This is a genomic window from Shinella sp. G-2 (assembly GCF_050172695.1).
GTDB lineage: Bacteria > Pseudomonadota > Alphaproteobacteria > Rhizobiales > Rhizobiaceae > Shinella.
Genome location: NZ_JBBEYH010000001.1, coordinates 164,363 through 185,309, shown reverse-complemented (window position 1 = coordinate 185,309; position 20,947 = coordinate 164,363). Strand labels below are relative to the sequence as shown.

The 20,947-nt window shown below is 65.9% G+C and carries 18 protein-coding genes and 1 riboswitch; of the genes, 8 read left to right on the top strand and 10 right to left on the bottom strand.

Annotated features, from left to right (window positions below):
• Positions 1-7: 7 nt before the first annotated feature.
• On the top strand, positions 8-1,069 hold the full coding sequence (locus V8U06_RS00890; RefSeq protein ID WP_427139105.1) for an ABC transporter ATP-binding protein: 1,062 nt from the start codon (positions 8-10) through the stop codon (positions 1,067-1,069).
• Positions 1,070-1,173: 104 nt separating this feature from the next.
• Positions 1,174-1,318: riboswitch (FMN riboswitch) on the top strand.
• Positions 1,319-1,410: 92 nt separating this feature from the next.
• Positions 1,411-1,887, top strand: a complete 477-nt coding sequence (locus V8U06_RS00885) for a 6,7-dimethyl-8-ribityllumazine synthase (protein ID WP_427139104.1) — start codon at positions 1,411-1,413, stop codon at positions 1,885-1,887.
• Positions 1,888-1,992: 105 nt separating this feature from the next.
• On the opposite strand, the gene V8U06_RS00880 is transcribed toward V8U06_RS00885, so the two are convergent.
• The gene (locus tag V8U06_RS00880) at positions 1,993-2,790 is read right to left on the bottom strand and encodes a helix-turn-helix transcriptional regulator (RefSeq protein WP_427139103.1); all 798 of its coding nucleotides are present in this window, start codon (positions 2,788-2,790) and stop codon (positions 1,993-1,995) included.
• A 282-nt stretch (positions 2,791-3,072) separates the two neighbouring features.
• On the opposite strand from V8U06_RS00880, the gene V8U06_RS00875 reads away from it, so the two are divergent.
• Positions 3,073-4,236: an ABC transporter substrate-binding protein gene (locus V8U06_RS00875; RefSeq protein ID WP_427139102.1), complete on the top strand. Its 1,164-nt coding sequence runs from the start codon at positions 3,073-3,075 to the stop codon at positions 4,234-4,236.
• A gap of 10 nt (positions 4,237-4,246) precedes the next feature.
• On the opposite strand, the gene V8U06_RS00870 is transcribed toward V8U06_RS00875, so the two are convergent.
• Positions 4,247-4,960 (bottom strand): L,D-transpeptidase, encoded by a 714-nt coding sequence (locus V8U06_RS00870; RefSeq protein WP_427139101.1) that lies wholly within the window; start codon positions 4,958-4,960, stop codon positions 4,247-4,249.
• Between the two features lie 164 nt (positions 4,961-5,124).
• Between V8U06_RS00870 and V8U06_RS00865 the strand changes: the two genes are divergently transcribed.
• On the top strand, positions 5,125-5,724 hold the full coding sequence (locus V8U06_RS00865; protein WP_427139100.1) for a YdeI/OmpD-associated family protein: 600 nt from the start codon (positions 5,125-5,127) through the stop codon (positions 5,722-5,724).
• Between the two features lie 18 nt (positions 5,725-5,742).
• On the opposite strand, the gene V8U06_RS00860 is transcribed toward V8U06_RS00865, so the two are convergent.
• The 7 genes from V8U06_RS00860 to V8U06_RS00830 all read right to left on the bottom strand — a co-directional run bounded on the left by V8U06_RS00860 (position 5,743) and on the right by V8U06_RS00830 (position 14,327).
• Positions 5,743-6,765: a glycoside hydrolase family 25 protein gene (locus V8U06_RS00860; RefSeq protein ID WP_226918451.1), complete on the bottom strand. Its 1,023-nt coding sequence runs from the start codon at positions 6,763-6,765 to the stop codon at positions 5,743-5,745.
• Positions 6,766-6,996: 231 nt separating this feature from the next.
• Entirely contained in the window at positions 6,997-8,658 is a 1,662-nt protein-coding gene (locus V8U06_RS00855) for a urocanate hydratase (protein ID WP_427139099.1), read from the bottom strand.
• Positions 8,659-8,686: 28 nt separating this feature from the next.
• Positions 8,687-9,016 (bottom strand): TfoX/Sxy family protein, encoded by a 330-nt coding sequence (locus V8U06_RS00850; RefSeq protein ID WP_427139098.1) that lies wholly within the window; start codon positions 9,014-9,016, stop codon positions 8,687-8,689.
• Positions 9,017-9,029: 13 nt separating this feature from the next.
• Positions 9,030-10,121, bottom strand: coding sequence for a DUF917 domain-containing protein (locus V8U06_RS00845; protein ID WP_427139097.1), 1,092 nt, complete (start codon positions 10,119-10,121; stop codon positions 9,030-9,032).
• Positions 10,121-11,398, bottom strand: coding sequence for a Zn-dependent hydrolase (locus tag V8U06_RS00840; RefSeq protein ID WP_427139096.1), 1,278 nt, complete (start codon positions 11,396-11,398; stop codon positions 10,121-10,123). The genes V8U06_RS00845 and V8U06_RS00840 overlap by 1 nt, the downstream gene beginning before the upstream one ends.
• Positions 11,398-12,777: a dihydroorotase gene (locus V8U06_RS00835; RefSeq protein ID WP_427139095.1), complete on the bottom strand. Its 1,380-nt coding sequence runs from the start codon at positions 12,775-12,777 to the stop codon at positions 11,398-11,400. Before V8U06_RS00835 ends, V8U06_RS00840 begins: the two co-directional genes overlap by 1 nt.
• Before the next feature lie 11 nt (positions 12,778-12,788).
• On the bottom strand, positions 12,789-14,327 hold the full coding sequence (locus V8U06_RS00830) for an aromatic amino acid lyase (RefSeq protein ID WP_427139094.1): 1,539 nt from the start codon (positions 14,325-14,327) through the stop codon (positions 12,789-12,791).
• 156 nt (positions 14,328-14,483) lie between these two features.
• On the opposite strand from V8U06_RS00830, the gene V8U06_RS00825 reads away from it, so the two are divergent.
• The gene (locus V8U06_RS00825) at positions 14,484-15,647 is read left to right on the top strand and encodes a LysR family transcriptional regulator (RefSeq protein WP_427139093.1); all 1,164 of its coding nucleotides are present in this window, start codon (positions 14,484-14,486) and stop codon (positions 15,645-15,647) included.
• Positions 15,648-15,727: 80 nt separating this feature from the next.
• Here V8U06_RS00825 and V8U06_RS00820 read toward each other — a convergent pair whose 3' ends face one another.
• Positions 15,728-16,723, bottom strand: coding sequence for a GlxA family transcriptional regulator (locus V8U06_RS00820; protein WP_427139092.1), 996 nt, complete (start codon positions 16,721-16,723; stop codon positions 15,728-15,730).
• 93 nt (positions 16,724-16,816) lie between these two features.
• On the opposite strand from V8U06_RS00820, the gene V8U06_RS00815 reads away from it, so the two are divergent.
• The 3 genes from V8U06_RS00815 (at position 16,817) to V8U06_RS00805 (ending at position 20,771) form a co-directional block, all read left to right on the top strand.
• Entirely contained in the window at positions 16,817-17,731 is a 915-nt protein-coding gene (locus V8U06_RS00815; RefSeq protein WP_427139091.1) for a 3-keto-5-aminohexanoate cleavage protein, read from the top strand.
• 220 nt (positions 17,732-17,951) lie between these two features.
• A complete protein-coding gene (locus tag V8U06_RS00810; RefSeq protein ID WP_427139090.1) occupies positions 17,952-19,445 on the top strand; it encodes a carnitine 3-dehydrogenase in 1,494 nt (497 codons plus the stop codon).
• 165 nt (positions 19,446-19,610) lie between these two features.
• A complete protein-coding gene (locus V8U06_RS00805) occupies positions 19,611-20,771 on the top strand; it encodes an acyl-CoA dehydrogenase family protein (RefSeq protein WP_226918441.1) in 1,161 nt (386 codons plus the stop codon).
• Positions 20,772-20,947 lie beyond the last annotated feature (176 nt).

Genomic DNA, 20,947 nt, shown 5'->3' with positions numbered 1-20,947 from the left:
ACCATTCATGAGCTTCCTGACCCTCACCAGCATCCAGAAGTCCTTCGGCCCCGTGCAGGTCGTCAAGGATTTCAACATGTCCATCGAGAAGGGCGAGTTCGTCTCGTTCCTCGGACCATCGGGATGCGGCAAGACCACCGTCCTGCGCATGATCGCCGGTTTCGAGACGCCCTCGGGCGGCACGATCGCCATCGACGGCAAGAGCCAGGCGAACCTTCGCCCCAACCAGCGCAACATCGGCATGGTCTTCCAGGCCTATGCCCTCTTTCCGAACATGAACGTCGCCGAGAACGTCGCCTTCGGCCTCAAGGTCGCCGGCCGGCCGAAAGCCGAGATCGACGCGCGCGTCAAGGAGATGCTCGGCCTCATCAAGCTCGATCATCTCGCCGACCGCTATCCCTACCAGATGTCCGGCGGCCAGCAGCAGCGCGTGGCGCTCGCCCGCGCGCTGGCCCCGAAGCCGCAGGTCCTGCTGCTCGACGAGCCGCTCTCGGCGCTCGACGCAAAGATCCGCGTGTCGCTGCGCGAGGAAATCCGTCAGATCCAGCAGCAGCTCGGCATCACCACGGTCTTCGTCACCCATGACCAGGAAGAGGCGCTGTCGATCTCCGACCGCATCGTCGTCATGAATGCCGGCAAGGCCGACCAGATCGGTGCTCCCGCCGAAATCTACAACCGCCCCGCCACCCGCTTCGTCGCCAACTTCGTCGGCACGCTGAACCTCATCGAGGCCAAGGTGGTCGACGCCGCGTCGAACCGCATCTCCATCGGCGACCAGGGCGTCACGCTGCGCGAATCGCTCGGCAGTGCCAAGGCCGGCGACACCGTCTCGCTGGCGTTGCGCCCGGAAGCCGGCTCCATTGCGCCCGACGCCAAGGGCGACACCGCCCTTTCCGGCGAGGTCGTCTCCTCGAACTTCCTCGGCTCGGTCATCCGCACCCGCATGCGGGTCGGCGGCAGCATCATTTCCTTCGACATGTTCAACAGCCCCGGCCTCGTGCCGCCGGCCGTCGGCGAAACGGTCACGCTGCGCTTCACCGCCGGCGACCTGCTCGTCATCCGGGACTGAGCATTCGTTCCAGGACTTGCGAGAGGCTTGGAAAAATCTGTCGTGAATTGCGTCTTTTGCGTCGCCCGCGGATTTGATCCGCGGGCGTTTGCCGTCTAGTCTTCCATCGTTCTCAGGGCGGGGTGAAACTCCCCACCGGCGGTATCCGGAGCGATCCGGGAGCCCGCGAGCGCCTTCCGCAAGGAAGGGTCAGCAGATCCGGTGCGATGCCGGAGCCGACGGTCACAGTCCGGATGGAAGAGAGCAAGCAGGAGGCATCCGCCGTGGCAGGCGGCGTCCGTCCTTGCGTGTTCGCCCAAGGGGACCGTTGAAAAATGGCTCAACCCTTGAAAGGCCTCGACATGAATATGAATGCCACGCCCGCCACCCGCATCGCCGTCCTGCGCGCCCGCTGGCACGCCGGTATCGTCGATCAGGCGGTCACCTCCTTCATCGCCGAATGGCAGGCGCTCGGCGGCCGCGCCGAGGACGTCGACGTGATCGACGTGCCGGGTGCGCTCGAAATCCCGCTTCAGGCCCAGCTTCTCGCCCGTACCGGCCGCTATGCCGCCATCCTCGGCGTCGCGCTCGTCGTCGACGGCGGCATCTACCGCCACGACTTCGTCGCCGGCACCGTGGTCGATGCCATCGTGCGCGTCGGCCTCGACACCAATGTGCCGGTGCTCTCGGCCGTGCTGACGCCGCACAATTTCCAAGAATCGGAAGCCCACATCGCCTTCTTCCGCGATCACTTCGTCATCAAGGGCAAGGAAGCCGCCAACGCCGCCCGCCAGATCATCGATGCCCGCGCGCAGGTCGCTCTCGCGACGGCGGGTTGAATCGATCTCTTAACGGCCGGAATCGATCCGCAAACACGGTCCGACAAACCGTTGAAAAGAATCGAAAAAGCCCGGCAGAAATGCCGGGCTTTTTCGTCTAACCGCCTATCCCTGCAGGTTCTTCAGATAGATCGACAGCAACTGGATCTGCGAGGATATGCCGAGCTTGCGATAGACATTGCGCCGGTGAACCTTCACCGTGCCCGTCGAGATATCGAGCTTCAGCCCGATCGATTCCGACGAATGCCCCTGCAGCACCAGTTCGACGATCGAGGATTCGCGGTCGGTCAGGTTCAGCCTGCGCCAGACCCTGTCCGCCGCGCTGACCGGCTCGCTGCGCCGCCCGCGCCCCTGCACCATTTCGGCGAAGCGGCCGGCAAGATTGCCCCAGGCATGGCGCACGAAGGCGGACATGAAGGGCTCGGCATCGCTGAGCAGCCCGAATTCCGTCGCCGGGAAGGCGCCCGTCTTCTCCCGCCGCATCAGCGAAACCACCACGGTCACCCCGTCGCGCGTCGGCACGAAGAAACCGACCTCCTCGGCAAGCTGGGTCTGCGAGTAGAAGGTGCGGTAGTATTCGCTGGAAAAGAAACGATCCGGCGCAAGCTCGCGCATGCGCATGACACCCGCCCGGTCCGCCCGCGCGGCATGATAGAACGGATCGAGCAGGTATGGACCGGTCTGGTAGAGCGTGACGAAGAGCTTGTAGTCCTCCGGCTCGAAGGTGCTGAAGAGGTGGATCGGCCGCGCCTTGTCGCGATAGGCGAAGATCACCATGTAGTCGAAACGCACCAGCGCGCGCGTCATCGAAAGCAGGGTCTCCCCGGCCTGCTTGTCGGAGCTTTCCGTCGTCTCCGTCCAGTCGGCAAGCGATTGGAAAAGTGCCCTCAAATCCGCCTGCATGGCGCGTCTCTCCCTCAAATTCCCCCAGCGGCCGGTGAAGGCCGTCGTCCGGGTATACTCCTCCCACAGTCGCAAAAACGGAAAAATACCTCCTACGAGGTATATACCAGTTTATCGGCGGCTGACCTAGCATCCGGCCCGTGCGGCAAGGGCGGCGGAGACCGCCTCACCGCGGCACGCGCGAAAACCCGGGAAACGATGCGGCGAAACCAGCCTCGATCCCGGTACGGCGCCTATATCCGGCCTGAGGGAAACAGGCCCACAATAATAAGGGAACGCTCAATGGCGAAATGGTCCGGCCAGAACACTCCGATCCGTGCCCGGGACTTGACGGACGAATTCCAACGGCTGAAGCGCGGCTCGGTCACGCGCCGGCATTTTCTCGGCGTCACCGGGCTCGGCCTTGCCGCCGCCGTGCTCGCCCGCCAGCCGGGTCTCTTCAATGCCGCCGCCCATGCTGGTGAAAATCTCGGCTCGTCCATGGCGATCGCCACCTGGCCGAACTACCACGATCCCGCAAGCTTCGAGGCCTTCACCGCGGCGACGGGGGTTTCCGTCGAGGTCAACGTCTTCGGCTCGAACGAGGACATGCTGGAAAGGCTCAAGACCGGCAGCGCCGGATGGGACCTCTTCGTGCCGACCAACTACGCCATATCCACCTATGCCGGCCTCGGCCTGATCGATCCGCTCGATCTTTCCAAGGTGCCGAACTTCAATCCGGCGACCCAGAACGGCCGCTTCCTCGACCGGGGCACGGTCGACGGCAAGACCTATGGCGTGCCGAAGAACTGGGGCACCACCGGCATCGCCTTCAATTCCGACAAGGTGCGCTCGGATGTCACGAGCTGGAAGGATTTCTTCGCGCTGGCGATGACCGAGGCCGACGGCCGCGTCATGGTGCACGACTATCAGCTCACCGCCATCGGCAATGCCCTCGTCTCGCTCGGCTTCTCCTTCAATTCGGTGAAGGCCGAGGAACTGGCAGAGGCCGAGAAACTGCTGATGGCGGTGAAGCCGCATCTCTACGCGATCAACAGCGACTACCAGCCGGCGCTGCGCGCCACGGATGCCTGGATGAGCATGTGCTGGACGAACGATGGCGCGCAGCTCAACCGCGATATCCCGGAAATCCGGTTCACGCTCGGCGCCGACGGCGGCGAGATCTGGGCGGATTTCTACGCGATGCCGTCGAGCGCCCTCAACAAGCCGGCCGGCTATGCGCTGCTCGACTTCCTGATGGATCCGAACCATGCGGTGCGCGAGCATATCGCCAATGGCGCGCCGACCACCGACAGCCGGGTGATCGCGCTGCTGCCGTCGGAGATTACCGGCAACGCCATCGTCTATCCGGACGAGGCCGCGCTGACGCCGCTGGAATTCGGCGCCGCGGTGACGCTGACAGACCCGGCCCGCGCCGACCTGATGGCGCGGTTCAAGTCCGCATAACGGTCCGTGCTCAGACGGAGGACAGCCCCGACTGATGCACGACGATGCGCGCGTGATAGGGCACGCGCTTGTAGAGATCGAGCACATCCTGGTTGATCAGCCGCACGCAGCCGGAAGACGTCGCCTTGCCGATGGACTTCCAGTCCGGCGAGCCATGCAGGCGGTAGAGCGTGTCCTGACCGTTCTGGAAGATATAGAGCGCACGCGCACCGAGCGGGTTCTTGATGCCGGGCTCCATGCCGCCGTTCTCGACGGAGTATTTGGCAAGGCTCGGCTGGCGCTTGATCATGTCGGCAGGCACCTTCCAGCGCGGCCAGGGCTGACGCCACTGGATCACGCCCTCGCCTTCCCAGGCAAAGCCGTCGCGGCCGATGCCGACGCCGTAGCGCATCGCCGTGCCACCTGGCTCCACGACATAGAGGAAGCGCGCCGCCGTATCGACCACCACCGTGCCCGGCGCTTCGCCGGTCGGGTCCGATACGCGCTGACGGTAATATTTCGGGTCGATCTCCCGGTAGGGAATGGCCGGAATGAGATGACCGCCGTCCTCGACGGGAGCATAACGCGCGGCCAGTTCCTCGTCCGTCGCCGGCACGATAGGATAGCTGACCTTCTTCGGAACGGGAACCGTCTTGACCGAAGTTTCCGTGGTTGCGCATCCCGCGAGCGTCGCGGCGGCGCCCAGGAAGAAGGCTCTGCGCGACAATGTGCACACCGTAGGCATTCTCGACATAAACTCCAATGGAAGGAACGGGTTGAGGCCGATGGCTAGCCAAAGCGCCACGGGGCTGGCAAGAAGCGGGGGCATCACATCTTCGGCATCCACCCCTCGTTCTTGCGGAGCGATGCAAAGCGGCCACGCCCGGCCCGGTCTCAGGGAGAAATCCGATGGCGCCTGTGGAAATCAACCCAGCCCATGTGCGGGAATTTGCCGATCCGGACAGCTTCTACCGCTGGCTGGCGGAAAACCACGCCGACACGCCCGAGGTCTGGATCAAGATCCACAAGCGCGGCTCAGGCCTGCAATCCATCAACCCCGAAGAGGCGATCGAGGTCGTGCTGTGCTGGGGCTGGATCGACGGCATCCGCAAGGGCCACGACGACAGGAGCTTCTTCCAGCGCTACAGCCCGCGCGGCCGCAAGAGCGTCTGGAGCAAGAAGAACGTCGAGACGGTCGGCCGGCTGATCGAGAGCGGCCGAATGACCGAGCACGGCCTGAAACAGGTGGACGCGGCCAAGGCGGACGGCCGCTGGGACAAGGCCTATGGCAGCGGCAAGGATCTGAAGATACCGCCGGACCTTCAGGCCGCCATCGACGCCGAACCGGCGGCAAGGGACATGCTCGGCAGGTTGACGGAGCAGAACCGCTTCGCCCTCGCCTTCCGCCTGCACAACATCAAGACGGACGCCGCCCGCAAGCGCAAGATCGAAACCTATGTGGAGATGCTGAAACGCGGCGAGACGATCTATCCGCAGAAGCAGAAATAGACCGTCGCCCGTGCTGCCTTATGACTGGCCATTCAGCCAGTTGTGCCAGTCGTTCACGCTGCCCGAGAAGACGTTGAGGTCGATCTTGCCCTCGACGCCGTGCGACAGCCCCGAACCCGAATACTGCCAGAACAGCCAGCGGCGGTTCGGGTAGCGTTTGGAGGGATGCGCGGCGACCGAGCGCAGCCAGAACGGATATTGCGTCAGCTCGCCCGAGAGGTTGTCCTCGTAGAAGTCGGGCGCGGTGTAGATGATCGGCCGCTTGCCATAATGGCGCTCCAGCATCTCGGCGAAGACCTTGATCTTCTCGACATACTTTTCGCGCGACAGGCGCTTCTTACAGGCGGAATCGCCGTTGTATTCTGCATCGATGACCGGCGGCAGCGCGTCCGGATCCTTCGGAACGTTGCGGATGAACCATTCGGCCTGCGAGCTTGCGACGCGGCACCAGTAGAAGAAGTGGTAGGCGCCGCGCTTGATGCCCGCCTCCTTCGCCCGTCGCCAGTTCTTCTGGAACATCGGGTCGAGATGGTCGCCGCCATCCGTCGCCTTGATGAAGGCGAAGTTGGCGCCCTGGGTGCGCAGCTTCATCCAGTCGATGTCACCCTGCCAGCGCGAAACGTCGACGCCGTGCACCTGATAGTGCCTCGGCGCGCGCTTGCCGAAATTGATCGGATGCGCATCGCGGAACTGCTGGCTGTAGACGCGCGAACGCTTGCGCGAGGCGCCCTGTACCGGCTCTTCCGCCATCATCGTCTCGACCGGACGTTCCTCGGGGATCGCCGACTGTTTCGTGACGCTTTCGAAGACGCCGGTTTCCGGCACCGGCCCGGCCCAGGCGAGCATTTCCTGCGCACCGTCGGCCTTTACCTTGCCTTCGCCGACCGAGATTTCGGGCACGGGCCCGCCGCCCTTTTTGACGGAGCTGGTGGTTTCCGCGGAAGGCTTGATGGCAAGCGCCGTCTCCGGGCTGGAGCTAGACGCACAGCCAGCCATGGAAACACAGCCGAGGAGGATCGCTGACAGGACCGAAAGACGCATAAGGCACTCGCACGCAAAACAAACCGAAGCCCCGCCCTTTCGACACACGGACGGAATTACTAACGGAAGATTACCGCGAAATGTTAAATACAATCTTTACGGCCGACCGTGACATTTCAGGCACTTAGGTCCACACCGTCCACGCGCCTTGACGATTGCCATTAAGAAAGGCGCGGCAAGCATCCGCTTGCCGCGCCTTGGACCGACCCCGAATGCGTCCGCGCTCAGCCGTCAACCGATACGAACGTAGCCGATGTCCTTCTTGTCGATCTCGTCGAAGGACTCCTCATAACCCGCATCCGCATAGCGGATGACACCGAGCGAGGTGTCGTTGGTCAGCGCGTGATCGAGCCGTTCCGCGCCCGCTTCCGTGCCGTCCGCCACCAGCGTCACGCCGCAGCTCGTCATGTAGCCGGCATAGCCGCCGCCGCCGGAATGCACGACGACGAGGTCGGCCATGGAGGAGGAAAGCAGCATGGCGTCGAGCAGCGGCCAGTCGGCAATGGCGTCCGAACCGTCCTTCATGCGCTCCGTCATGATGTTCGGATGCGCCATCGCACCGGCATCGAGATGGTCGCGCGAAAAGGCGATCGGCCCCTTCAGTTCCCCTGCCGCGACCAGCCGGTTGACGGCGAGTGCGAGGTCCGTGCGCTCGCCATGGCCGAGCCAGGCGATGCGCGCCGGCAGGCCCTCGAAGGGCACGTTCTCGCGGGCAAGGCGGATCCAGTTGGTGACGATCCTGTTGTCCGGGAACATCTCCAGCACGAGGTCGTCGATGCGCGCGATGTCGCTCTCCTCGCCCGACAGGGCCATCCAGCGGAAGGGACCGATGGCGCGCGCGAAGAGGGGTCGCAGATAGGCTTCGGTGAAGATCGGGATGTCGAAAGCGTTGCCGACGCCGCCTTCCCGCGCCTGCGTGCGGATGAGGTTGCCGTTGTCGAAGACTTCGGAGCCCATTTTCTGGAACTCCAGCATGGCAGAGACATGCTCGACGATGGATGCGCGGCTTGCCGCCATCAGCTGCCCCTGCCCGTCATCCCGGAGGTCCTTCACCTGATCGAGGCTCATGCCCTTCGGCACGTAACCGTAGACGAGGTCGTGCGCCGAGGTCTGGTCGGTGACGATATCGGGCACGATGCCGCGCCGGGCGATTTCCGGATAGATCTCGGCCGCGTTGCCGACGAGGCCGATGGACGTCGCGCGCTTCTCCTTCACGGCGTCCTCGATCATGGCGAGCGCCGTATCGAGGTCCGGCGCCACATGTTCGAGATAGCCGACCGCCTTGCGCGCCGCGGCACGCGCGGGGTCGATGTCGACGCAAAGGATCGCGGCTCCCGCCATGCGCCCGGCGAGCGGCTGTGCGCCGCCCATGCCGCCAAGGCCGGCGGTCAGGATGAAGCGACCGGCAAGGCTGCCGCCGAAGCGCTTTTCCGCGATGCGCATGAAGATTTCATAGGTGCCCTGGATGACGCCCTGGCTGCCGATATACTGCCACGCGCCGGCCGTCAGGCCACCCCAGCAGATCAGCCCCTTGCGCTGCAATTCGTAGAAGACCTCGGCCTTGGCCCATTGTCCGACGATGTTGCAGTTCGCCATGATGACGAGCGGCGCTTTCGCATGGGTCTTGAGCAGGCCCACCGGCTTGCCAGACTGAATGACCAGCGTCTGGTCCTCGTCCATCTCCGTCAGCGCCTTGACGATGGCCTTGTGTGCCGCCCAGTTACGTGCGGCCTTGCCGAGCGCGGCATAGACGATGAGATTGTCCGGGTCCTCGCCGACCGAGAGCACGTTTTCCAGGAGGCGCAGCAGGGCCTCCTGCCGCCAGCCCTTGGCGCGCAGCACATTGCCGCTCGGGATCGGATAGTTCGGATGGCGCGGATTGGGCTTCGGCATGGTTGTCCCTCTTGCGTAAGATATCGTGTTACTTCGGCGGCAGCGCGTCGACGAAGGCAATGGCCTCGGCGATGAGGCGGCGGCGCAGCGCCTCGTCGGCGCAGGCCTCGGGCGAGGCGCGCACCCAGCCCTCCATCACCCGCTCTCCCATGATCATCGGCGCAATGCCGTCGACAGCGAGCGCCCAGGCATCGTTGCCCTTGCCGAGGCGTGCCAGCATGCCCTCCCTGCGCGCACCGCAAAGAAGGTGCCCGTCGAGCAGAAAGGCAAGCCCGCCGAACATGGGCTTTTCCGAGAGCCCGGCGCGAAGGCCGAGATCGGCGCGGACGATGTCTTCCAGTTCCCTGTCCCGTGCCATCGCCCGCTCCCGGTTACTTGGCCAGCGCGTAGCTGACGAGATCGATGCCCATCGCCTTTTCGACCGACGGGTAGACGGTCGGGTCGAGCACGCTGGAGGCCAGCGGAATGATCGTCTTCGGCACATGCAGCACGAAGATCCTCATGCCGACCTCGAGCTGGCCGACGCTGAGCGGTTCACCCTCGGGCGAGAGTGTGGTGATGACGTCGGGGAACGTGGCAAGGCGCGTGCCCTCGGCCGATTCCACCGCCATATATTCGTTCATCACATGCAGCACGGTCGCCTTGTCGCCCGTGCCGAGCGTCACCGTGCCGATGTCGAAGGCTTCCTTGGTATAGACCACCGACTTGTCGGTGATGACGCCTTCGGAGAGGATTGCGCCGCCCGTTGTCCTGACCATGGCGTCGATGATCGCCGAACCGCCGTTGCTTTCCGCCGCAATGATCGCCTCGCCGAGTTTCAGGGCGAGCGAGATGCCGCCGAGCGCGGCGTTCCTGCGCACATAGGAGGCACGCAGCGGGTTGCGGCAGGAGGCGATGAAGCCACCCGACATGTCGGAGGCGGTGCGCAGGATCGGCGAGACCTTCGCCGTCGCGCCGCGCACGACGAGTTCGATATAGCGGTTCTCGTCGCGATTGCCGCCAACGGCCGTCTGGATCATCTGCTCGGGCGAGCCGGCCATGCCGATGGAGCCCATGTCGCCGGTCGGATGCGCGCGCATGTCGCCGACGGCGTCGAGCACCTTGGTGCCAAGGATGGCGGAGGGTAGCCAGCCGTTCAGCGTCGAGGACTTGCCGTTCTGTCCCACCATCAGCGCCGAGACCTTTTCGCCCAGCGCTTCCTGCAAAAGCTCCACGGCCTTCACATAATCGACGCCGCGCATCTCCCAGGGCGTGGTCGACGCGGGTGCGCCGATGGCCGCGGCCGTCGCCACCCAGTCATCGTCCGAAAGCTCGTCGATCGAAACCAGCTCCGGCTTGCCGATGGAAACCGCCGCATAGCCGAGCATGCGCCCGTGGTCGGCCCAGCCGCCGCCGCCGGCGGCATAGACCGAGCCGCCCTTGACCGCCGCCTCGACGTCTTTTTCCTTTAGAATCCGGCCCATTAGGCGCCCTCCTGAATCGCTTTCTGAAGTTTCTCGTCGAGTTGAATCACTGCATGAAGAAGCACCGCCGCCCCGAGCGCGATGTCGTCGGTCTCGGCGAACTCCTCCGGCGCGTGGCTGCGCCCGCCAAGGCAGGGCACGAAGATCATCGCCGCGCGCGTCACCTTCGCCATGAAGGCCGTGTCATGCCCCGCACCGGAGGCCATGCGCCGATGGCTGGCGCCCGCCGTCTCGCAGGCCGCGTCCAGCACGTCGAGCAGCAGCGCATCGCCTGGCGTCGGCATGTTGTCGGAGATGCGGCGCGGCGTGGCGATGCGCGTGCCCGTCTCGTGCGCGACCGCTTCCGCCATGCGTTCGACGGAGGCCGCAAAGCCGTCCATCGTCGCCCGTTCTTCCGCCCGCGCGTCGATCAGCAGGCGGGCGCGGGACGGGACGACATTGGCCGCATTCGGCTCGATGGAGAACTCGCCCACCGTCGCGGTGAAGTGCGCCGGTCCCTTGGAAAGCGACGTCGCCAGCGCCTCGATGCCGGTCACCAGCCGCGCCGCGGCGGCCAGCGCATCGGCGCGGCTGCCCATCGGCGTCGTGCCGGCATGGTCCGCCCGGCCCTCGACGACGATCTCGATGCGGGTGATGCCGGCAATCGCCGTGACGACGCCGATATCGCGCTTCTCCGTCTCCAGCACCGGCCCCTGCTCGATATGCAGTTCGAGGAAGGCCGCGATGTCCTTGCGCGCCTCGGCCGCAATGCGCGCCGGATCGCCGCCGGCATCGCGAATGCCCTGCTCCAGCGTCAGCCCGCCGCTCTCCCGGGACAGCCACTCCGCCGGCAACACGCCGGCCATGCCGCGGCTGCCGATGCAGGAGACGCCGAAGATCGAGACCTCCTCGGCGAGGAAATCGACGACTTCCAGGTCATGGTCGAGGTCGATGCCCCGGTCGGCAAGCGACCGGACCACTTCCAGCGCCACGGCGACGCCGGCAATGCCGTCGTAACGCCCGCCGTCCGGCACCGTGTCGGAGTGCGAGCCGAGCATGATCGTGCCGAGACCGGGCTTGCGACCCGGCCGACGCGCGACGAGATTGCCCGCCGCGTCGATGCGCGTTTCAAGCCCCGCGGCCTGAAACCTGTCGCGAAGAAAATCCCGCCCCGCCGGGAACAGAGCGGTAAAGGCGCGCCGCGTATAGGGCCGGCCGGGCTCGGTGAGCGCGGCGAGGCCGTCGATCACATCCGCGATGCGGGCGGGATCGACCGGCAGATTGCTGGCGCGGGCCATCAGCGGGCACCCGCGCAAACCAGCGTCGGCAGCGGCCGCACGAAAGCGCCGGCGCCGGGTTCGGCCAGAACCGTCTTTCCATCGAAAGCGAGCCTGCCGCGCAGATACGTGGCCGAAACGCGCCACGGCAGTTTGATGCCGTTATAGGGCGACCAGCCGACGACGTTGTGGCCACTCGCCGCCGCGTCATAGATATAGGGCTCGGGCGTCAGCACGGTGATGTCGGCATCCTTGCCGGCCTCCAGCGCGCCCTTGGCATGATCCAGCCGGAAATGCCGCGCCGGGTTGAGCGTCATCAGCTCGGCGGCGCGCGTCAGGGGAATGCCGCGCTCCAGCGCGCCCTTGACGAAGAGCGGCACCATGACCTCCAGCCCCGGCACGCCCGACGCATTGGCCAGCATGTCCGGATTGGTCTTGCGGTCCTCCGACCAGCTGACGTGGTCGGTGGAAACCAGCGTGACATTGCCCTCGGCGACGTGGCGCCAGAGCTTTTCCACCTCGGCGCGCGAACGGATCGGCGGATTGATCTTCGCCTTTCCGCCGAGACGGCGCACGTCGTTCTCCTCGTCGAGGGTCAGATAGTGGATGCAGCACTCGATGGTTGCGCGGTGCCCCTGCGCCCGGTAGGCGGCGGCGATCTCGTAACCGCGGCCGAGCGAGCAATGCACCACATGGGCCGGGCAGCCGGTCTCGGCGCCGGTTTCGTAGATCTGGTTGGAGGCGAGCAGCTCCGTCAGCGGCGGACGCGACAGGCCATGGGCACGGTAGTCGGTGATACCGGCCGCCTTCACCTTGGCAATCGCCGCGCGCACCGCCTCGTCGTCCTCGTTGTGCACGCCGGCCGCCAGCCCCGTCGGCGCGATGGCGCGGAAGCAATCCTCCAGCAGCGCCACCGGAATGCGCGGGAACCGCTTCGGATCCGTGCCGAAGGTGGAGAACTTGAAGGCCGCGACACCCGCCTCGACCATCTCGCCGATGCGCGCCGGCCCCTCCTCGGGGTCGACCGTGCCGTAGAGCGCGAAATCGACGCGCGCCTGCGGCGAGGCATGATCGACCTTGATCTTCACCGCCTCGGCCGAGCAGACGAGATTGCCCTCGTCATAGGGCATGTCGACGATGGTGGTGACGCCGCCCGCCGCCGCCGAGCGCGTCGACCAGATGAAATCCTCCTGGTTCTTCTGCGAGAGCGAATGCACCTGCGCATCGATGGCGCCCGGCAGGATCAGCGCGCCGGAGAGATCGTGCCGCTCCTTCGCCGCGGGCATCGCGCCCTGCCCGACATGCACCACCTTGCCGTCGCGCACGGCCACATGCCCGCCATCCACGATGCGGTCCGCAAGAACCACGGTTCCTTTCAGAACGAGATCGAAATCGGCCATGATGGTCTCCGTCAGGACTTGAGAGCAAAGAAGGCGTCGAAACCCGCCATGGGCGCGGCATCGACGAAGGCGGCAAGCGCCTCGGGGCTGGCAAGATCGCGGTCGAGCGCCTCGATCTCGGCGGAAAGCGGCCTGTCCTTGCGGTAGAAGGGGCTGATCGCCCGCGTGCGCTGATAGGCGATGGCCGCGACGCCTTCGGCATTGTCGCCGACAAGGTCGATCGCCTGCGAGGACAGCATGGCTTCGAGCGCGGCGAGCTGGCGCAGGTCACGCACCTGGCTTTCCATGCGTTCGACGATGAGCGGCAGGAAGGTCGCCTCCTCTTCCAGACCGCCGGCCACGACGATGGATTGCGCCGAGATCGGCACGGCCAGCGACTGGATGCGCATGTAGAGTTCCACGGCAAGCTTCAGCAGCGGTCCGAAGCCCGTCGCCGCCTCGCCGGGCGCGACGAGATTGACCGGCAGGTTGCGGCGCACGCCATTGGCGAGCAGCACGCAGCGGTTCAGCACGTTGCGGGCAAGATGGGCAAAGCCCGTCTGCGCCGCCTCGACATAGAGCGTGGTCGATAGCGGCAGCGAGCCGCCCGAGGCCATGACGTGGTTGTCGAGCACGACCGGGTTGTCGTCCGACTGCGCCGTCGCCTCGACGATGCGCTCGGCGGCATTCATCAGTGTATCGAGGCAGGCGCCGAAAACCTGCGCGGTCATGCGCAGGCTGAGCGGATCGTGGATCGCAGACGGTTTGGGCCAATGGCCTGACGTCGCCTGCGCCTCGAACCAGGTGCCGGCCAGCGCCTCGCCATGGGCCGAAAGGCGGGCTGCCACCCGCCATGGATCGGCCGAGGCGCCGAGCGCCAGCGAGGAGAGCACGCCCGTCACCATGAGGTTGCGGATCGCCTTGGCCGCCTCGCGCACCACATTGGCGGCGGCGGCATGGGAAATGGCATTGACGCTGAGCGCGGCCAGCGCATCGCGCGGCTGCATGCGATAGGGCGCAAGGCCGGCACGCTTGAGCGCTTCGGCCGCCGGGAGGCGCTCGCCGCCGAACCAGGCTTCGCCCTCGCCCGTCAGCACCGCGGCCACCTGCCCCATCAGGCCGATATCGGCGCAGCCCATCGAGCCGTGACGGCGCACGACCGGCACGATATCCCGTTCAAGCAGGGCCAGGAAGGCGTCGATGAGGTCCGGGCTGCAGCCGGAATAGCCGCCGAGCGCGGTGTTGACGCGGATCGCCATCGCCTTGCGCACGATGGGCAGAGAGAAGGGCTCGCCCGTGCCGAAGTGATGCGCCTTGACGAGGCTGTTGTTAAATTCGGCAAGGTCGTCCGCCGTCCAGAGCTTGTCCTTCATCGAGCCGACGCCGGTATTCGCACCATAGATCGGCAGGCCCGTCGCCAGGCGCTCCGTCACCACATGCCGCGCCGTGCCGACACGCCCCATGCCGATCTCGCAGGCGACAGGGTGGCGCGCGCCCGTGCCGATCGCCTCCAGCGTGGCGAAATCGAGCGGTTGACCGGTGAGGTAGAGCGTATCGGCGGAAGCGAGCATTTTCAAAAAGCCTGTTCTGGCGCGGGTCCAGCAAACGTGTGACGGAGCGGCGTAAATCCGGATGTGGATGTTATGCGGAACGCGGGCCGAACCCATATCCCAAAAGCCGTACGGTTCATGCTATAGGCCGAACGGAAAAACCGAAAGGCCCGTTCCGTGGATCTCTCCACCCTTTGTCTTGTGCATAGCATTCTCGAAGAACGCGGCATCCGCAGGGCGGCCGTCGCCTCGGGCCGGCCCGCCTCCAGCGCCAGCGCGGCGCTTCGCCGGGTCGAGGCCGTGCTTTCCGTGCCGCTGGTGCGCCGCGACGGGCAGGCGCTCGTTCCGACGCTGGAGGCCGAAGCGCGCCTGCCGCGCTTTTCCGAGATCGCCCACGCCGCCACCGCGCTCGCCGCCCTGGGGACCGGCACGGCAACGGTGCCTGCCATCCCGCTTCCCGCCCTCGCCCGCTTCGCCGCCGCCGCAAGAGCCGGCAGCATCAATGCGGCCGCCAAAAATCTCGGCCTCGGCCAGCCGCAGCTCACCCGCCAGCTCAGCCATCTGGAGCAGACCATCGGCTGCAAGCTGCTCGACCGGTCGGCGGCCGGCATAAGCTGCACGCCGGCCGGCCTCGAGGCGCTCACCCTTGCCGAGCGGATCGGCACGGCCTGGGAGGCGCTTTATGTCGCCTCGGCCGAGCGTTTTCGCCGGTCCGCCGCCACCTGGCGGCTCGGCACCGTCATTCCCTTCGGCCATGAAAGCGAGATCGCCGCCCTGCTGGCGCGCCTTGCGGTCAAATGGCGCGCGGCCCGGCCCCGCCAGCCGCTCTTCCTCTCCTCCACCACGGCGGACGATCTCGTCTCCGGCCTCAAGACCCGCCGCTTCGATCTGATCCTGCTCGATACGGACCGCTATCCCGCCGAATTCGACGGCCAGTTGATCGGCCGCTCGCAACTTGCCCTCGCCGCCCCGCTCGCACTGGAAGAGGCCGAACGGCAGGATATCGCCGCCCTGCTGCGGCGCTATCCCATCGCGGTTCCCAGCCCGCGCAGCGGTCTGCGCCAGATGACGGATCGTTTTCTGGAAGCCGCGCTGTCACCTGCCGACCGCGCCCGCCTGACGCTGGTCGAGGTCGATTCGATCCCCGTCATCATCAACCTCGTGCTGGACCACGGTCATCTCTCGGTGCTGCCGGAGCACTCCGTCGCCAACATCGCGCCGCCGCCGACGCTGCTGCCGCTCGATGCCGCCTACCAGCAGTCGCTCAGCCTCGTCTGGCCGCGCGACGCCCTTTCCCGGCAGGCGGCGGAGACCATGCTGGCGCTCCTTGCAAAAGCTTAGGAACATGTCCAGCCGAGATGGCGAAGCTTCGCTTCGGATAGTGAAGCGAAAACAACAGGCTGTAGTTCACCTGAATTTCTCTAGGACTTCGCTCCGGTCCGCAGCCGCCGCCGCGTCTCCGTCGGGCTTTCGTGGTAGTGCGCGCGGTAGCTGCGGGAGAAGGCGGAGGACGAATTGAAACCGGTGAGCGCGGCGATGTCGGCGAATTCCGCCCTGGTCTCGATCACCTTGCGCCGGGCGGCATTGAGGCGCAGCGCCAGATAGTGCTGGTGCGGGGCGACCCCCATGGATTCCTGGAAGAGGTCCTGCAGGTGCCGCGCGCTGATGCCCACGCGCCTTGCGAGCCGCGCCAACGTCAACGGCGCATCCACCGTCTCTTCCATCAGCCGCACCGCCTGGCTCACGCGTTGGTCCGCGACGCGCATGTTGCCGAGCGCCGGCACCTGCAGCAGGCCCCCGGTGCGCTCGTGTTCGTAGATGAAGAGGCGCGAGACTTCGAGCGCCAGCGAATAGCCCTGCCGGCGGCGGATGATCTCCAGCATAAGGTCGAGTGTCGGCAGCGAACCGCCGGTCGTCAGCCGCTTGCCGTCGATGACGAAACGCTCGCGCATGACGGCGATCTGCGGATAGCGCGATGCGAACTCCTCCATGTCCTCCCAGTGGATCGTCACCGAATGGCCGTCGAGCAGGCTTGCCTCGGCGAGCAGCCAGCTGCCCGATTCGATGCCGGCCATGGCCGTGCGGTAGCGTGCCGTCTGCGAAAGCTGGCGCCGCAACAGAGGCGTCGCACTCATCTGCCATTGATAGGAGGAAAGCACGAAGAGCGGATGGGCCTCCTTCTCCGGCCGGAACGGGCCGTCGACCGGCACGGGGATGCGGCTGCGCGTCTCGACCGGCAGTCCGTCCGGCGAGAAAATCCGCCAGCGATAGAGCGCCTGGCCGGAGATGCGGTTGGCCGCGCGCAAGGGCTCGATGACCGAGGCGACGAGAATGAGGTTCGTCTCGGGCAGCACGAGAATATCGATGTCGAGCGTATCGGCGGAGGGATCGAGCATGTGGCAAGCATGCTTTTTCATCTCTCGAATTGTCAAGGATGGATCCGAAAAGTGAAAGCATTGCGTCTTCTCTTGGCTCGTAATGGCCGTAACGAGAATACCGGGAGAACGACAATGCCCTTAGCCATGAACCGCGACGTCTTCATCACCTGCGCCGTTACCGGCTCCGGCGACACCGCCGGAAAATCGCCCCATGTTCCGCGCTCTCCCAAGCAGATCGCCGAATCGGCCATCGAAGCCGCCAAGGCCGGCGCGGCCATCGTGCACTGCCACGTCCGCGATCCGGAAACCGGCGCGCCGAGCCGTCGCAACGATCTCTACCGCGAGGTGACCGAGCGCATCCGCGACGCCGAGGTCGACGTCGTGCTCAACCTCACCGCCGGCATGGGCGGTGACATGATCTTCGGCAACACCGAACAGCCCCTGCCGCTGAACCCCAACGGCACCGACATGGTGGGTGCCACCGAGCGCGTGTCCCACGTCGCCGAATGCCTGCCGGAAATCTGCACGCTCGACTGCGGCACGATGAACTTCTCGCTCGGCGACTACGTGATGACCAACACGCCGTCCATGCTGCGCGCCATGGGCAAGATGATGACGGACCTCGGCGTCCGCCCGGAGATCGAAGCCTTCGACACCGGCCACCTCTGGTTCGCCAAGCAGCTCGCCGAGGAAGGCATCATCGAGGACCCGGTGCTGATCCAGCTCTGCATGGGCATTCCGTGGGGTGCGCCGGATGACCTCAACACCTTCATGGCGATGGTCAACAACGTGCCGTCCAACTGGACCTTCTCGGCCTTCTCCATCGGCCGCAACGCCATGGCCTACCCGGCCGCGGCCGTGCTTGCGGGCGGCAATGTCCGCGTCGGCCTCGAGGACAATCTCTATGTCGGCAAGGGCCAGCTCGCCACCAATGCGCAGCTCGTCGACAAGGCCGTCAACATCGTCGAAAGCATGGGCGCCCGCGTCATCGGCCCCGCCGAAGTGCGCGAGAAGCTGAAACTAACGAAGCGCGCGCCGCGCGGCTGACGAACGAGGCGCGCGGCGGAACGCGGTCACCCGCTCCGCCCCGCCGGTTATCTCCCCTCGAAAGGAGATCGGCGGGAAACAGGCGCCTCCGTTCGACCGCGACCGTTGCATTGGGCAAGGCATTGCCCCTCTGATCTCCCCGCCCTTGAAGGGGAGATGCCCGGCAGGGCGAAGGGGGATGCCGCATCTGAAGACCACAAGCCATGAAAGCAGTATCCCTATGAGCACCATCAACAAGGCAGCCTGTGTCGGCGGCGGCGTCATCGGCGGAGCATGGGTCGCCCGCTTCGCGCTCGCCGGCATCGACGTGAAGGTCTTCGATCCGCACCCGGAAGCCGAGCGCATCATCGGCGAAGTCATGGCCAATGCCGAGCGCGCCTATGGCATGCTCACCATGGCGCCTCTGCCGCCGAAGGGTAAGGTCACCTTCTGCAAGAGCATCGAAGAGACCGTGCAAGACGCTGACTGGATTCAGGAAAGCGTTCCCGAGCGGCTGGAACTGAAGCGCAATGTCCTGACCCAGATCGACGCCGCCGCCAGGCCCGACGCCCTGATCGGCTCCTCCACCTCCGGCCTCATGCCGACCGATCTTCAGCGCGACATGAAGCACCCCGAACGCCTGTTCGTGGCGCATCCCTACAACCCCGTCTACCTGCTGCCGCTCGCCGAACTCGTCGGCGGCCAGAAGACCTCGCGCGCCGTGCTGGAAGACGCCAAGGCCAAGCTCGCCCCCATCGGCATGAAGGGTGTCATCATCAACAAGGAGATCGAGGCCTTCGTCGGCGACCGTCTCCTCGAAGCCGTCTGGCGCGAAGGCCTCTGGCTGATCAAGGACGACATCTGCGACACGGAGACGCTCGACGACGTGATCCGCTATTCCTTCGGCATGCGCTGGGCGCAGATGGGCATGTTCGAGACCTACCGCATCGCCGGCGGCGAAGCGGGCATGCGTCACTTCCTCGCCCAGTTCGGTCCCTGCCTCTCCTGGCCCTGGACGAAGCTCACCGACGTCGTCGACCTCAACGACGAGCTGGTCGAGAAGATCGCCAACCAGTCCGACGCCCAGTCCGGCGCCCGCGGCATCCGCGAGCTGGAACGCATCCGCGACCAGAACCTCGTCGGCATCATGCATGCGCTGAAGGCCGGCGACGAAGGCCGCGGCTGGGGCTCGGGCAAGCTGCTCGCCGAATTCGAGGAACACCTGTGGGCCAAGGCCGGCAAGGCGAAGGTCGAGGTTTCCGCCGCGCAGCCGCTGCGTCTCGTCGACACCAAGGTCAATGCCGCCTGGGTCGACTATAACGGCCACATGACGGAGCACCGCTATCTCCAGCTCTTCGGCGACACGTCCGACGCGCTGCTGCGCCTCATCGGCGTCGACTTCGCCTATGTGGAAGCCGGCCACAGCTATTACACGGTGGAAACCCATATCCGCCATCTCGGCGAAGCCAAGCTCGGCCAGGCGCTCTACACGACGCTCCAGATCCTTTCCTCGGACCGCAAGCGCCTGCACTTCTTCACGCGCATCCACGACGCCGCCACCGGCGACGTCATCGCCACGGCCGAGCAGATGATGGTCCATGTCGATTCCAAGGCCGGCAAGAGCACCGACGCACCCGCCGAGGTGCTGGCCAGGATCGCGCCAATTGCCGAAGCCCATGCCAAGCTGGCGGCGCCGGAAGGCGCTGGCCGCAGCGTCGGACAGAAGCACAAGTGATTCCAGCCCTCTGCCCTGCCGGGCGTCTTTCCTCGGAAGGATAGATCGGCAGGGCGCAAGGCGGTGCCGCAACCAATCTTCCCCCTTGAGGGGGAGATGCCCGCAAGGGCAGAGGGAGGTCGCCGCACGCGCCTCCCGTAAAAGACAGACGGGGAGGACTACCCAATGAATTTCGCACTCACCGACGAACAGCAGATGATCGTGGACACCGTCCGCGCCTTCGTCGAGACGGAAATCTATCCGCACGAAAACGAGGTCGAGCGCACCGGCCATGTGCCGCCGGAACTCGGCCAGGACATTGCCCGCAAGTGCAAGGAGATCGGCTTCTTCGGCTGCAACATGCCCGAAGAGGTCGGCGGCGCCGGGCTCGACCACACCTCCTTCACGCTGGTCGAGCGCGAGCTCGGTCGCGGATCGATGGCGCTGACGGTCTTCTTCGGCCGCCCCTCCGGCATCCTGATGGCGTGCAACGCCGAGCAGCGCGAGCAGTATCTGCTGCCTGCCGTGCGCGGCGACAAGTTCGACGCCCTCGCCATGACCGAGCCGGACGCGGGCTCCGACGTGCGCGGCATGAAGTGTTTTGCCCGCAAGGACGGCGACGACTGGGTCGTCAACGGCACCAAGCACTTCATCAGCCACGCCAATATCGCCGACTTCGTCATCGTCTTCATCGCGACCGGCGAGGAGGACACGCCGCGCGGCAAGAAGAAGCTGATCACCTGCTTCCTCGTCGACCGCGGCACGCCCGGTTTCGAGATCCGTGACGGCTACAACTCGGTCTCCCACCGCGGCTACAAGAACTGCATCCTCAATTTCGACGAATGCCGCCTGCCCTCCTCCCAGATCCTCGGCGAGGTGCACAAGGGCTTCGACATCGCCAACGACTGGCTCTATGCGACGCGCCTTACCGTCGCTGCCACCTCCGTCGGCCGGGCTCGCCGCGCCTTCGACTATGCGCTCAACTACGCCGCCGAGCGCAAGCAGTTCGGCAAGCCGATCGGCGCGAACCAGGGCGTCTCCTTCAAGCTTGCCGACATGATCACCGAGATCGATGCCGCCGACCTCCTGACGCTCAGCGCCGCCTGGCGGCTGGACCAGGGCCTTCCCTCGAACCGCGAGATCGCCTCGGCCAAGGTCTATGCCACGGAAATGCTCGCCCGCGTCACCGACGAGGCGATCCAGATCTATGGCGGCATGGGCCTGATGGACGACCTCCCGCTCGCCCGCTTCTGGCGTGACGCCCGCGTGGAGCGCATCTGGGACGGCACCTCGGAAATCCAGCGGCATATCATCAGCCGCGACCTGCTCAGGCCGCTGGGAGCCTGAGGATGGTCGGTTCTTCCCGTAACACCCCCCTCTGGCCTGCCGGCCATCTCCCCCGCAAGGGGGGAGATCGGCTGGACACAAGGGCTTCCCTTCAACGGCCACGCTGCCTTCAGGCAAAACGGTCCCCCCTTCAATCTCCCCCCTTGAGGGGGAGATGGCCGGCAGGCCAGAGGGGG

Bases quoted from the DNA above. Each gene is read 5' to 3' on its own strand.
- V8U06_RS00810 (WP_427139090.1), top strand. From the start codon at position 17,952: ATGAGCACCATCAACAAGGCAGCCTGTGTCGGCGGCGGCGTCATCGGC.
- V8U06_RS00835 (WP_427139095.1), bottom strand. From the start codon at position 12,777: ATGGCCGATTTCGATCTCGTTCTGAAAGGAACCGTGGTTCTTGCGGAC.
- V8U06_RS00885 (WP_427139104.1), top strand. From the start codon at position 1,411: ATGAATATGAATGCCACGCCCGCCACCCGCATCGCCGTCCTGCGCGCC.
- V8U06_RS00875 (WP_427139102.1), top strand. From the start codon at position 3,073: ATGGCGAAATGGTCCGGCCAGAACACTCCGATCCGTGCCCGGGACTTG.
- V8U06_RS00870 (WP_427139101.1), bottom strand. From the start codon at position 4,960: ATGCCTACGGTGTGCACATTGTCGCGCAGAGCCTTCTTCCTGGGCGCC.
- V8U06_RS00850 (WP_427139098.1), bottom strand. From the start codon at position 9,016: ATGGCACGGGACAGGGAACTGGAAGACATCGTCCGCGCCGATCTCGGC.
- V8U06_RS00865 (WP_427139100.1), top strand. From the start codon at position 5,125: ATGGCGCCTGTGGAAATCAACCCAGCCCATGTGCGGGAATTTGCCGAT.
- V8U06_RS00830 (WP_427139094.1), bottom strand. From the start codon at position 14,327: ATGCTCGCTTCCGCCGATACGCTCTACCTCACCGGTCAACCGCTCGAT.
- V8U06_RS00860 (WP_226918451.1), bottom strand. From the start codon at position 6,765: ATGCGTCTTTCGGTCCTGTCAGCGATCCTCCTCGGCTGTGTTTCCATG.
- V8U06_RS00845 (WP_427139097.1), bottom strand. From the start codon at position 10,121: ATGGGCCGGATTCTAAAGGAAAAAGACGTCGAGGCGGCGGTCAAGGGC.
- V8U06_RS00815 (WP_427139091.1), top strand. From the start codon at position 16,817: ATGCCCTTAGCCATGAACCGCGACGTCTTCATCACCTGCGCCGTTACC.
- V8U06_RS00840 (WP_427139096.1), bottom strand. From the start codon at position 11,398: ATGGCCCGCGCCAGCAATCTGCCGGTCGATCCCGCCCGCATCGCGGAT.
- V8U06_RS00820 (WP_427139092.1), bottom strand. From the start codon at position 16,723: ATGAAAAAGCATGCTTGCCACATGCTCGATCCCTCCGCCGATACGCTC.
- V8U06_RS00855 (WP_427139099.1), bottom strand. From the start codon at position 8,658: ATGCCGAAGCCCAATCCGCGCCATCCGAACTATCCGATCCCGAGCGGC.
- V8U06_RS00805 (WP_226918441.1), top strand. From the start codon at position 19,611: ATGAATTTCGCACTCACCGACGAACAGCAGATGATCGTGGACACCGTC.
- V8U06_RS00880 (WP_427139103.1), bottom strand. From the start codon at position 2,790: ATGCAGGCGGATTTGAGGGCACTTTTCCAATCGCTTGCCGACTGGACG.
- V8U06_RS00890 (WP_427139105.1), top strand. From the start codon at position 8: ATGAGCTTCCTGACCCTCACCAGCATCCAGAAGTCCTTCGGCCCCGTG.